The 12,753-nt window shown below is 31.3% G+C and carries 13 protein-coding genes and 4 tRNA genes; 5 read left to right on the forward strand and 12 right to left on the reverse strand.

Translation table 11 applies throughout. From position 1 onward, the window contains the following. The 7 genes from L8X27_RS07760 to L8X27_RS07790 form a co-directional block, all read right to left on the reverse strand. Positions 1-565 (reverse strand): type II secretion system protein (locus tag L8X27_RS07760; protein ID WP_318529414.1); only part of this gene is annotated, 565 nt, incomplete at its 3' end. Continuing rightward, complete coding sequence (gene tsaD, locus L8X27_RS07765) at positions 562-1,569, reverse strand: tRNA (adenosine(37)-N6)-threonylcarbamoyltransferase complex transferase subunit TsaD (protein WP_263671852.1); 1,008 nt, start codon at positions 1,567-1,569, stop codon at positions 562-564. The genes L8X27_RS07760 and tsaD, both read right to left, overlap by 4 nt. Then, positions 1,566-2,954 (reverse strand): M99 family carboxypeptidase catalytic domain-containing protein, encoded by a 1,389-nt coding sequence (locus L8X27_RS07770; protein ID WP_220566709.1) that lies wholly within the window; start codon positions 2,952-2,954, stop codon positions 1,566-1,568. Before L8X27_RS07770 ends, tsaD begins: the two co-directional genes overlap by 4 nt. Beyond that, entirely contained in the window at positions 2,951-4,030 is a 1,080-nt protein-coding gene (gene dxr, locus L8X27_RS07775) for a 1-deoxy-D-xylulose-5-phosphate reductoisomerase (RefSeq protein WP_263661598.1), read from the reverse strand. Before dxr ends, L8X27_RS07770 begins: the two co-directional genes overlap by 4 nt. Further along, complete coding sequence (locus L8X27_RS07780; protein WP_220566711.1) at positions 4,027-4,755, reverse strand: phosphatidate cytidylyltransferase; 729 nt, start codon at positions 4,753-4,755, stop codon at positions 4,027-4,029. The genes dxr and L8X27_RS07780 overlap by 4 nt, the downstream gene beginning before the upstream one ends. Before the next feature lie 11 nt (positions 4,756-4,766). Further along, on the reverse strand, positions 4,767-5,087 hold the full coding sequence (locus tag L8X27_RS07785; protein WP_133319048.1) for a hypothetical protein: 321 nt from the start codon (positions 5,085-5,087) through the stop codon (positions 4,767-4,769). 2 nt (positions 5,088-5,089) lie between these two features. Continuing rightward, positions 5,090-6,394, reverse strand: coding sequence for an NFACT RNA binding domain-containing protein (locus L8X27_RS07790; protein ID WP_133319049.1), 1,305 nt, complete (start codon positions 6,392-6,394; stop codon positions 5,090-5,092). A 41-nt stretch (positions 6,395-6,435) separates the two neighbouring features. Between L8X27_RS07790 and L8X27_RS07795 the strand changes: the two genes are divergently transcribed. Genes L8X27_RS07795 through L8X27_RS07805 form a run of 3 tightly spaced genes read left to right on the forward strand, consistent with a single transcriptional unit; the run spans position 6,436 to position 8,372 of the window. Then, positions 6,436-7,035, forward strand: a complete 600-nt coding sequence (locus L8X27_RS07795) for a molybdenum cofactor guanylyltransferase (RefSeq protein WP_133319050.1) — start codon at positions 6,436-6,438, stop codon at positions 7,033-7,035. Next, positions 6,998-7,972 carry a phospholipase A gene (locus L8X27_RS07800; protein ID WP_133319051.1) on the forward strand — a complete coding sequence of 325 codons (975 nt, stop codon included), beginning with the start codon at positions 6,998-7,000 and terminating at the stop codon, positions 7,970-7,972. Before L8X27_RS07795 ends, L8X27_RS07800 begins: the two co-directional genes overlap by 38 nt. Position 7,973: 1 nt before the next feature. Next, entirely contained in the window at positions 7,974-8,372 is a 399-nt protein-coding gene (locus L8X27_RS07805; RefSeq protein ID WP_039629213.1) for a hypothetical protein, read from the forward strand. A gap of 24 nt (positions 8,373-8,396) precedes the next feature. Here L8X27_RS07805 and L8X27_RS07810 read toward each other — a convergent pair whose 3' ends face one another. Next, a complete protein-coding gene (locus L8X27_RS07810) occupies positions 8,397-9,749 on the reverse strand; it encodes a Na+/H+ antiporter NhaC family protein (RefSeq protein ID WP_412174902.1) in 1,353 nt (450 codons plus the stop codon). 134 nt (positions 9,750-9,883) lie between these two features. Here L8X27_RS07810 and ilvD point away from each other — a divergent pair, with 134 nt between their 5' ends. After that, positions 9,884-11,560, forward strand: coding sequence for a dihydroxy-acid dehydratase (gene ilvD / locus L8X27_RS07815; RefSeq protein ID WP_263671846.1), 1,677 nt, complete (start codon positions 9,884-9,886; stop codon positions 11,558-11,560). A gap of 74 nt (positions 11,561-11,634) precedes the next feature. On the opposite strand, the gene L8X27_RS07820 is transcribed toward ilvD, so the two are convergent. The 4 genes from L8X27_RS07820 to L8X27_RS07835 all read right to left on the reverse strand — a co-directional run bounded on the left by L8X27_RS07820 (position 11,635) and on the right by L8X27_RS07835 (position 12,020). Further along, positions 11,635-11,722, reverse strand: a tRNA-Ser gene (locus L8X27_RS07820). Positions 11,723-11,757: 35 nt separating this feature from the next. Beyond that, positions 11,758-11,831: transfer RNA gene (locus L8X27_RS07825), tRNA-Cys, on the reverse strand. 16 nt (positions 11,832-11,847) lie between these two features. Continuing rightward, positions 11,848-11,936 (reverse strand) — tRNA-Leu (locus L8X27_RS07830). 9 nt (positions 11,937-11,945) lie between these two features. After that, a tRNA-Gly gene (locus tag L8X27_RS07835) sits at positions 11,946-12,020 on the reverse strand. Between the two features lie 181 nt (positions 12,021-12,201). On the opposite strand from L8X27_RS07835, the gene L8X27_RS07840 reads away from it, so the two are divergent. Continuing rightward, positions 12,202-12,753, forward strand: a 552-nt coding sequence (locus L8X27_RS07840) for a cache domain-containing protein (protein WP_263681174.1), incomplete at its 3' end; no start/stop codon positions are given.

The raw sequence follows: 12,753 nt of genomic DNA on the forward strand, positions 1-12,753 counted from the left end.
CACTTAGAAAATACACTCTAGTAGCTAAATCTTTAAAAGCTTTAGAGTGGATTAGACCTTGACAAGCTTTAGATTTTGAAGTGCTTGCAAATTCACTTTGACTAAAAGCATTTAAAGCCTCATCTAATTGAGTTTTTATGCTTTGATTTTTAGGATCTTTCAAAGCTTGATTTTTTAAATCTGCTATATTTTGGGCTTTGCTTTTTTGAGCATTATCTACCATAAGCGCTAAAAGCAAAACACTTTCTTTATCTACAAAAAGCACTTTAAAACACTGCTCATCATTTCCCACACTAAAATCAAGCTCTTTGGTGGAATTTTGCAAAGTTGATAAATCTTCATTTTTTATATTTGCTACATTGCTCATTAAAGCTATATTTGAAAGACTTTCATTTTTTAATATATAAGCACTTATATCATTAATAAAAATTTTTAAATTTCCCAAAGCTTGAACTACACTTGCCTCATCTTTACTTGTGCTAAATTTTGGCAGAGCAACCGCAGCTAAAACTCCAAGTATAATTACTACAAACACAAGCTCTATAATAGTAAAAGCTTTTTTCATAATATGCCTTGTAAGTTTTTTACCTTAGGCTTTATAAGATCATCTTCTATATTTACAAATTCTTTACGCTCATAAGCCTCACAAGCTGCCCTTGCTATCATCAAAGCATTATCCGAACAATACTCAAGCGGAGCTAGCAAAAGCTCACATTGATAACTTCGACATAAATGCTCTATTTGACTTCTTAAGCTTAAATTTGCACTAGCTCCGCCTACTATACCAAAGCGTTTAAATTTATACTCTTTAAAAATTTTTTCTAACTTGTTTAAAATATGAGCTATAGCTGCTTTTTGAAATGCAAAGGCAATTTTACTTTTACGCTCCAAGCTTAATTCTTCTTTTAAAATTTCCAAACGCACTTGGTTTTTAAGTCCTGAAAAACTATAAGCTAAATCTTTAGAATGAAGCAAGGGTATGCTAAATTCTAAATCATTTTCTTTTACATTTTTAGCTAAATTTTCTATGATAGCTCCGCCAGGATAACCAAGATCCATCATTTTTGCTACTTTATCAAAGCTTTCTCCAAAGCTATCGTCGGTTGTTCTTGCTAATTCTGTGATTTTACCTTGCTCATTAATAAAAAGCACCATAGTATGCCCACCACTTACAAGCAATACACCCATATCAAAATTAGCTTTTTTATCTAAAAACATAGAATAAATATGCCCTTTTAGATGATTAATCGCAATGAGCGGTAAATTTAAACTAATAGCAAGCATTTTAGCCATAGCTACCCCACCTATCAAACTCACACTAAGGCCAGGTTCATTTGTAACTGCTATGGCGCAAAGTTTATCAAAGTATTTTTGGCATCTTTTTAAAATCTTAGGTAAAGCTTCACTATGTAATCTTGCGGCAAGCTCGGGCACCACCCCTCCATAAGCACTATGGGCATTTTCTTGAGAAATTTTTGTATGAAAGATACACTCAAAGCTATTTTTATTAATGATAGCAATAGAACTATCATCACAAGAACTTTCTATGGCAAGAATCAAATCTCTCATTGAAATTCCACTAAAATCATACCGATAAATTTGTCTTTTTGTTCTGCTTTTTCTATGGCTTTTGCAGGTATATTTGCTTTTTTAATTTCTTTAAAATTAGTCTTTCTTTCTAAAACTTGATCGGCTAAATTTGCATTCTTTAGCTCATAAAATTCTACTCTGTAAATTTTTCTTTTTTTATCCAAAGAATAACGGCTTTGCATTTGGTTTTTGCTTATAACAATATCACTTTCATCAACACCTCTATCAAAACCTATAACATTAACTCTTACACCTGCTATAGAAGGTATTTTAAAATTATCTTTTACCATAATTTTTTGAGCAAAATTTGTTTGTATATTTTTTCCATCTACTATCACTTCAACACTATCTAGAGCATTTGAAAATTCAAAATATTCAGGATACAATCTTGTTTGCAAGCGATTGCCATAATTGATTGAATATGAGTTAGCATTGGAAATTACTGCAGTAATCTCATTACTTGCTTCATAATTTAAAGCTTGATTAATAGGAAAAGGTAAAAAATTTATAGCACTAGCAGGTTTATCAAGATAAAGTAAAATTTTATCATTAAAAAGTTTTACCTCTAAAGGCTTTTCAATAGCTCTATAAACTCCATTTGGAGTTAAATCAAAAGTTCTTTGAAATTCTATATTTGCCTTTTTTAGATAATACTCCACTGCCAAAAGATGATAATATACTCTTAAATGCGTTGGTAAATTTTTGCTCGCTTCATTAGCAAAGGCTGCTTTGTGATTTGACACCACAAAATAAGTTAAAGCCTTTAGCATATCTTTATCATTGCTTTCTTGGGTTTTGGTATTTTTTAAATGATATTGATGTTCTTCTTTAACCAAAGCTTTATTGATATTTTCCACTGCCTCTTTAGCAATATTTTCCAAATCTGCATATTTAGTAGAATTTACCTCACTTTGATCAATAATACTAGTATTGCCCCAGCGATTTGGATTTTTATCTTTGCTTTCATATTGAGGTCTATAAAATCCACTTCCATCGTGCAAATTTATAACCATATTTACCTCAGGTTCCAAAATAAGCTTTTTTATGCGCTCTATAGTGTGAAAATCAGGATCGTTTTCATCTATATGGGCAAATTTTCTATTTAAATCTCCAAAATTTCCTCTATTTCTAGCAATAATACTTTCAAAAGCTAAATTTGGTGCGACAATAATTTTACCTTTAGTGATATTATAATCACTCAAAAGCAAACTAGCAGCATGAAACCCACCTGGCTCGTCTCCTTGTATACCTCCAAGGATTAAAACCGTATTATTATCATCTAAACTTTTTCCATTTTCTTTAACGCTAAACTCTAAAGCAAAAACCACATTTATAAAAATCAAAATACTTAAAAAATATCTCACTTCATTTCCTTATCTAAATAAAGCCTAACTTGCTTATCATACTCAAAAACATCTTCAATTTGGTTAATCTTTGGCACACCAAAATAATCCAATGCTTTAAAAATACCCTTGGCTATGTCTAAAAACTGCGCTTTTTGGGCTAAAAATTGATACACCATATATTCATTTGCACTATTTATAATCACACCCAAGTCAGGCTTTTTCAAAAGCTCATCTTTAAGTGAAAATATAGGATATTTTTTTAAACTAATTTTTTCAAATTTTAAACTTGGCATAGCTAACAAATCCAAATTTTCTATAAAGCTTTGATCATGCTCATCTAAAATCGCTTGAGCTATAGACAAACGCATATTTGCATGAGAAAAATATGCACTCATACCACCATCTTTAAATTCACATAAAGCATGCACTAAAGACTTTCTTTCTATCAAAGCATCTATTTGTTTAATACCGTAAAGATGATAAGCTTCGATGATTTCAAAAAGTTTATTACACATGCTAGCACTATCTATGGTGATCTTAGCTCCCATGCTCCAGTTAGGATGCTTAAGAGCTTCTTTTACACTGACATTTTTTAAATCTTTGATTTTATAATTATAAAAGGCCCCGCCACTTGCCGTGATAAAAAGCTTTTTAATATCTTTTCTTTTATCTATCAAGCACTTTAGTGCTGCATGTTCGCTATCTATGGCTTTAATCTTAGAAGTGTCAAAAAATTTCCCTGCTACTACTAAGCTTTCTTTGTTTGCCAAGGCTAAAATTTTACCAAGCTTTTGCACCATAAGACTTGAACTTAAGCCTGCAAAACCTACTATAGCATTTACCACTAAAGAACTTTTGCACTCAGCTATCATCGCTTTTAAACCCTCTTGACCACAAAAAATCCTATCATGATCAACTAAGGTTTTATCTTTTTCATCTTGTATACATACAAATTTAGGCTTAAAAAGAGCTATTTGCTCATTTAAAAGCTTGATATTTTTACCACAAGATAAGGCTTCTATGTTTATGTTTTTTTCTTTAGCAATAAAAAGAGTATTAACTCCTATACTTCCCGTGCTTCCAAGTACGATCATACTAAAGTTGCCATTGCAAATGCTGCAATGATAACAGCATCAATTCTATCTAAAACTCCCCCGTGTCCTGGGATTAAATTACCACTATCTTTAATACCTGCTTGTCTTTTAAAATAACTCTCAAGTAAATCCCCTATCACAGCAAAAATAGCTACGATTAAAGATATATAAATACTTTTTACCAAGCTAAATTCAAAAGAGCCTATGATGGTTCCTAAAATCCCCGCACAAACAATGCCACCTACAACACCTTCTAAGGTTTTATTTGGACTTGTTAGAGAAAAAGCTCTCTCGCCAATTAGTTTTCCTATAAAATACGCCCCACTATCGCAAGCAACGACAATCACTATAAGCCAAAATAATACAAACATACCCTCATAACTTAATACTTGATAAAGCATTAAAATAGGCAAAGTAGGATATATATAAGGCATAAGTTCATTTAAATTTTCACTTTTTTTATAAACTAAATATCCTAAAATCAAAATCAAAGCCAAGAGGCCTATAAAGAAAGGTTTATCTAAAAATGCTCCTATTGCAAAAACACACAAAGCCACAAAAACACTTGCATGTTTGCTTTTAAACATAGTTTTTGCTTCATTAAATGCCAAAAACAATAAAACACCAAAAATCGCAAAATTAATCAAAAAATTATCCACCAAAGCAACAACAGCTATCACAGCTATCATCACAATAGCACTAAGAATTCTTGTCTTTGAAAACATTTTTATCCTTTCTATATACTTAAATCAAGCAAATGAGAACTTTTTTTAACTACTTCTTGCCCCTCTTGTTCATCTTCATCTTCTTGCTCTTGTTCTTGATGATGTTTAGAATGCTTTTTTTCTTCCTCTTGCCTTTCTTTTACTTCATCACTTACTTCATGAGTTTGATTAACTTTTTCAAGTTTTTCAACCGCCTTTTCTTTTGCTTGAAATTCACTCATATTTACCAAAGTTGCAAAAGAATCTTTTGCCAATTCATTACTAGCTTGTGCTGAATGTACTGGTGCATTTTGGTTAGCAAAATGAATACCACCTATGGGACTTATAGGCATACTTACTCCTTTAAAACGCTTAAAGTCTTATAATTTGTATAATTTACAAAAGCCTTTTCTTTTATTTTTACAAAATTCTTACTAGTATAATCGACCAAATAAACTCCAGAACTTAGCTTGGAAAATTCCACACAAAGCTTTGCTGCAAATTCTAGCACTAATTGACTTATTTTTAATTTATTTGAAGTGATGATCACATGTGCACTAGGATAATCTTTTACATGCAACCAAATATCATCTTTTTTAGCTATTTTTAACAAGTATTCATTAGCTTTTTCATTGCGTCCTACGCTGATTTTAAACTCATCAAAATAAAAGCTACTAACCCCTGCATTTAACTCTTCTTTTTTGGTTTTTTTACTTTTTTTAGGCATTAAAACTTCTAATTCTCGCAAAGAAGTGCTTTTAGCAATTAAGTCTTTTAAATTTATTAGAAAATCAAGTTTTTCACTTAAAATTTCTCTTTCTATATTGATATTTTTAGCCTTTTGTTTTAGCTTTTTAGCCATTTTATAAAATTCATTCGCACTATTTTTAGGTGTATCTTCGAGTTTAAAGGCAAGCTCATTTGCATTAAAATCTTGCAAAATAAATTCTCTTTGATAATCTTTTAAAGAATTTAAATTAGCAAATAAAACATCTGCTTTTTGGCTTAATTCTTGAGCTTTTTTTAATAAATCGCTTTCTTGCTCTAAATTTTCTATACTCTCTTTAAGAGTAAAGATTTTTTTATCTATATTTAAAAGTTTATTTTCTTTTATATCTTTTAAGCGATCTTGCTGTAACTTTTTAGCACTTTCTTTAAAATACACATTAAAATCATCAATCTTTACAAATTCTTCTTTTATCTCATAAGCTTTTAAAGCTTGGAGTTTTTCGCCTATTTTTACAACGCGGTAGCTTTTATCTATATGACGCAAAGCTTCTATGATAATATCATCAGTGTCTGTGATGATTACATTAGTGTTTTTTCCTGTAAATTCAAAATAAATCTTAGCCCCATAAGCTTTGTAAGATTTTTCTGATAAAACTTCAAAAGATAAAATTCTATTATTTTCTAATACTTCTAAATTTAAAATCTTTGCGTTAGAGAAGTATTTTTTTAGCATAAAATCAAAAGGTGCATTATAGACTTTTGCTTGGAGTTTATCTTGGTAAATTCCACTTTTTCCACGCGTTAAGTCTAGTATAAAAGCTTGATGATCTAAGCTAAGCTCTAAGATATTATCATCAAGGCGTTTGAGATAATTTAGTCTTTGAAATTGTTTAAAATAATCTTTTATTTGTATTAAATCTGTATATTTCATAAATGTATTATAAAATATTTTGATGAATTTATGAGGTTTTTATGAGTGAAAAAATTCCCTATCCTTGTGTGATTTTATGCGGCGGAAAGTCTTCGCGTATGGGAGAAGATAAAAGCTTATTGCAAGTAGATGATAAAAACTTAACTCTTTATCAATATGAAAAAATGTCAAGGATTTTTAATCAAGTTTTTATTAGCAGCAAAAAAGATAAATTTCATCAAAAAAACTTAGCACTTATTTTAGATGAGGATTTAAACAACTACTCTCCACTCATTGCCTTAAATTCCATACTTAAACATTTTAAAAATACCTATGTATTTATCCTTAGCGTGGATACTCCAAACATAAACAAAGAAAGTTTTTACAAGCTTTTTGATCATCTAAAATCACAAAATATACTCTTAGCAAGCACAAAAAAACACAAGCATTATTTATGTGGATTTTATCATAGTAGGAATTTTGAAAAAACTTTGCAATTTTTACAAGAAAACAATCACAAATTAGCCCTTTTTTGTGATACAATGAAAGCAGAATTTATAGAATTTGAAGATGATAATGAGTTTATAAATTTAAATTATTTTAAAGAATATAAAAAGTGGCTTCATGAAAAAGACAATTCTACCCATAGTATGTGCTTTTAGTGCTTTAGCAAATGAGGATTTATTCAATCAAGCCTTAGAATATGAAAATCAAGGTAAGTACAAAAAAGCTATGCAAATTTATAAAAGCTTAGCTTTAAAAGAAAAACAAAAAGAAGCAAGTTTAGAAAAGTCTTTTAATTTTGAGCAAAATACATCCAAAGAGAAAAAATTAGATGATATTAATCCAAAAAATGAAGCTTTAGCAAACTACCTTGGCACAGAAAAATCATACAATCCCTTTGGTATTAGCACGCATAATCTTAGCTATTTTATGCCTGTTTCTTATAGTTTTAGCAAGAGAGATTATAAAAGCACTGAAACTAAATTTCAAGTAAGCCTTAAAAAAACTCTTTTTGAAAATCTTTTGGGTTTAAATGAAAGTTATAACATAGGCTATACGCAAATTTCATGGTGGCAACTTTATAAACATTCCGCTCCTTTTAGAGAAACAAACTATTTACCTGAATTTTTTATCAACTTTCCTATAAGCGGATATGGTGCTTTTGAGAATTTAAAAGATATACGCATAGGCTTATTACATGAATCTAACGGGCAAAATGATCCAAAATCAAGATCATGGAATAGAATTTATCTAAGTAATGCATGGTTTTTTGGCGATTTTATGTTCATACCTAGAGTTTGGCTAAGAATTCCTGAAAAAAGTTCAGAAGATGATAATCCTGACATAGAAAAATATTTAGGTAATTTTGATATTAATCTTGCTTATACCCAAGATGATTATTTTATCAATATATTGTGGCGTAATAATTTAAATTTTGCTAATAACCGCGGTGCAGTAGAAATAAGTGGAGCTTATAAAATTTCTAACAATGGCTTATATATTTACACTCAGTATTTTAACGGATACGGCGAGAGTCTTATTGAGTATAATAAATCTTCAAGCAGACTTTCAAGTGGAATATTGTTAATGTATTAAAATGGAAAAATTTTGCTTTATTAAGTTTATCATTAATAATGAAAAGTCTTTTAAAAGATTGTGCGATTTGTTTAATTATATCAAAATCTTAAAAGATGAGAATTTACAAATAGAAGATTTATACACAGATAAAAGTATATATAATTTTTACAGCAAAAAAGAATTAGAATATTTCTCAAGCAAAGATTGTTGGGAGTTTGATGATATTTTTGACTGCATAGGAAATGGAGAATACTATTTTCACTCCATAGAAAAAATAGAGGAAAATATCGCCAAATTGTATTTTTACCCCATTTCTTTTCCTTATGGTGGAGTTGAACCTATAATCGAGTTTATAAAATCATTTCAAATGAAAATTCTTACAATTGATTGTGGTTATATGGAAGAATTTGAATATTAAAAGCCTTTTTAGACTTTTAATATTTTAAATTAAGAAAAATGCTATAACACTACCCAAGATAAGCAAAGAGCCATTAAAGCATAAAAAGGTTGGTATACAAGTATCTTTTATATGATCACCTTGCTTATCTGCATTAAGCCCTACACTCACTCCCAAAGTCGTTTCACTAGCAGGTGATCCTGCATCTCCCAAAGCTCCAGCAACACCGATGATAAAAATAATCGCAGCAGGTGAAAAACCAAGTTCTATACATATAGGACAAAATAAGGCAGCGATGATAGGAATAGTACCAAAAGAACTGCCTATACCTATAGTGATTAAAAGACCTATAGCTAGCATAATAAAAATAGCTAAAAAGTGACTTTGCTCCATAAAAGGCACGCTTGTTTTTACAAGCTCAGCTATACCTCCACTTTGTTTTAAAACCTCTCCATATCCTGAAGCAACAAGCATTACAAAAGCTATATAACCCATGATTTTAAGCCCATCATCAAAAACTAAATTAACTTTGTTATACTCTACTCCACCCAAAATCACCATCAAAACAAAACCTAAAAGCCCTGATAAAGGTAAATTGTGCGTTAAAATTTGTAAAATCAAAGTCAATCCAAGGCCAGCTAAAACTCCCCATTCTTTTTTACTCATTTTTAGATTTTCAAAATCCATTTTGGCAATTTGCTCTTCTTGATATTCTCTTGGCTTAGCATAAAACACAAACACAGCCAAAAATAAACCAACTAACATACAAATAGCTGCAAAAGCCATAGTTTGAGAAACTTCTCCTAGACTAATTTGCACCCCATTTGAATTTAAATTATCCACAAGCAAAGTTTGAAAAATAAGCCCAAAACCTAAAGGCACCACCATATAAGGTGTGGTAAGTCCAAAAGTTAATGCACAAGCTATAGCTCTACGATCTATTTTTAATTTATTAAAAAGTTTCAACAAAGGTGGAATTAACAAAGGTACAAAAGCTACATGGATAGGGATTAAATTTTGCGAAAAACAAGCAATAAGTGCCAAAGAAAGTATAAGTAAGTATTTTTTATGTGAAATATAATGCGAAACTATTTTAATCAAATATGCTGTTAGATTAGTTTTTGATATAGCAGCAGCCACCGCTCCAAGCAAAATATAACTTAGTGCTGTTTGCAAATTCCCTTGCATACCATCGATTAAAACTTTCATAGAATCCATCATAGCTTGTGGAAGTTGGGTAAAAAAATCCACCAAACTTAAATGCTCCATATGCATAAATTTAGACCAAATGCCTACAAAAAGCCCAGAAAGCAAAACGCTAAGCAAAACATTAAACCTAAAAAAACACAAAAGCGTCATTAACAAAACGCCTATAAATACTGGATTAGTTAAAAGCATTACATTCCTTAAATCAAAATAATTGCACATTTTAAATAATTTTCTTTAAAATACTATTTAAGTTTAAAAAATTTAAGCAAAAATTGCAAAATAAAAGCATAAAATGATAGTTTTTACTTTAAAAAAGGATACAAATGAGAAGTGACGCGATCAAAAAAGGACACTTAAAAGCACCCAATCGCTCTTTACTTAGAGCATGTGGCTTAAATGATGAAGATTTTAATAAGCCTTTTATAGGTGTGGCAAATAGCTATATAGATATCATCCCGGGACATTTTTTCTTAAATGAATATGCAAAAATCATTAAAGATGAAATCCAAAAAAATGGCTGTATTCCTTTTGAATTTAACACCATAGGTGTTGATGATGGTATAGCTATGGGGCATGATGGTATGCTTTATTCTTTACCAAGTCGTGAAATCATCGCAAACTCTATTGAAACAGTGATGAATGCACACCAACTTGATGCACTAATTTGTATCCCAAATTGTGATAAAATTACTCCAGGTATGCTCATGGGGGCTTTAAGAGTTAATGTGCCGACTATTTTCGTTAGTGGTGGACCTATGAAAGCAGGAGTAAATAAACATGGAGAAAAAATCAGTCTAAGTTCTGTTTTTGAAGCAGTGGGAGCTTATGAGGCTAAAAAAATCGATGAAGACGATTTAAAAGATATAGAATGCAAAGCTTGTCCTAGCGGTGGATCTTGCTCGGGTATGTTTACTGCAAATTCTATGAATACTTTATGCGAGGCTATGGGTATAGCACTAGAAGGAAATGGAACTATTTTAGCACTTAGCAAAGAAAGAGAAGAGCTTTTAAGAAAGGCTGCGCGTAGAATTTGTGAAATTGCACTAGATGAGCGTTTTAAAATTCGCAATATTATTACTAAAAAGTCCATTAACAATGCTTTAGTTGTTGATATGGCTATGGGTGGAAGTTCAAATACTATCTTACATATGCTTGCCATTGCTTATGAAGCAGGTGTAAATTTGGATATAAAAGAGCTCAATCACATCAGCGCTAATGTGGCTCATATAGCCAAAATCGCTCCATCTTTAAACACAATATATATGGAAGATATACACAAAGCAGGTGGAGTAAGTGCAGTAATAGCTGAAATAGCCAAAAAACCAGGCCATATTTTAGAACTTGACACTCTAGATATTAGTGGAAAAACTTTAAAAGAGCGCGTTGAGAATGCTGATATTAAAGATGAAAACATTATAAAAAAAATAGACAATGCCTATTCAAATGTAGGTGGGCTTGCTATACTTTTTGGGAATTTAGCTGAGCAAGGCTGTGTGATAAAAACTGCAGGTATTATGGGCGAGCGTAAATTCAAAGGAAAAGCGGTTTGTTTTAACTCTCAAGAAGAAGCTATCAAAGGCATTATAAAAGGTAAAGTTAAAGAAGGCGATGTGTGCGTGATACGCTATGAAGGGCCAAAAGGTGGACCTGGCATGCAAGAAATGCTTAGTCCGACTTCATTACTCACAGGCATGGGGCTTGGTGCTAAAGTTGCACTTATAACAGATGGTCGTTTTAGCGGAGCTACAAGAGGACTTAGTATAGGTCACATTTCTCCTGAGGCTGCAGAAGGTGGACTTATAGCGCTTTTAAAAGATGGTGATGAGATAGAAATTGATGTAGATACTTACAGCATTAATGCAAATTTAGCCCGAGATGAAATTGCTAAACGCAAAGCAAATTTTAAAATGCCTTATAAGCAAATAAATTCAAGATGGCTTAAAATGTATCAAAAGCTTGTTAGTAATGCTAGCAAAGGCGGGGTTTTAGACTTAGAATAATTTTCTTAATTTCTTAAAGAAATTAAGAAATATCTTTTTAAATGTAAAACAAAATATGAAAAATTATGTTAAAGTGGCCGGGAGAAAGGGATTCGAACCCCTGGAGGTGTGACCCTCAACGGTTTTCAAGACCGCCGCTTTCGACCACTCAGCCATCTCCCGTAAAAGAATAAAAATATCAAGTATTAACATCGCATTGGAGGCGACATCCGGATTCGAACCGGAGATCAAGGCTTTGCAGGCCCATGCCTTACCGCTTGGCTATGTCGCCTTGAGTTACCAAAAAGTGGTGCCCGAGGCCGGACTTGAACCGGCACGGAAGAAAAATTCCGAGGGATTTTAAGTCCCTTGTGTCTACCAATTCCACCACCCGGGCGGGTGATAATGGAGCGGGAAACGAGATTCGAACTCGCGACCCCAACCTTGGCAAGGTTGTGCTCTACCCCTGAGCTATTCCCGCATTAAAGTTGAAATTATACTTATTAAAACTTAAATGCACATAAAAAATATAAAAACTACATATGTTTTCAAAAAGATAAAAAATTTTTATTTTTTTCTAATTATTTTATAAGTAAAATACCCGGCCAAAAAATAACTAAAAAGGAACAAGTATGTTTAAATTTAACAGTTTATCTAATAAATTGACAACAATAGCCTGTTTTTTAATAGCTATTATACTAATAGTTGTTAATATGATTAGCTATTATCAATCTAAAGAAAGCACTAGTTATTATCTAGAAGAAATTCAGAAAAAAACTATGTTTGATGTTAATTCAGCATACAATATATATTCTGGAGCAAAAAGAGATGCCATTGCTTCTATTGTTAAATTTGTAGAAAAAAATCCAAGGGTTAATTCTGGCGAACTATTTGATATATTAGAAACAGTAAAAGAAGCAGCTGGCTTTAATGTAGTATATATTGGATTTAATGACGATGGAAAATTATATCAATCTAACAGAATTATTAGAAGTCCTGAAGAAACCGGATTTGATGCAAGAACAAGATCATGGTATCAAGAGGCCAAAAGCGTGGGAAAACTTGTAGTATCAGATCCTTATAAAAGCATAGAAGATGACTCTATAACAGTTTCTTATACAGCTCCAATATATTCCAATGGAAAACTTTTGGCAGTAGTTGGAGGTGATTACAATCTGCATACTTTTGCAAAAGATGTATTAATAATGGGTCGC

It is taken from the genome of Campylobacter sp. CNRCH_2015_1657, assembly GCF_025772685.1.
GTDB classification, from domain to species: domain Bacteria; phylum Campylobacterota; class Campylobacteria; order Campylobacterales; family Campylobacteraceae; genus Campylobacter_D; species Campylobacter_D lari_D.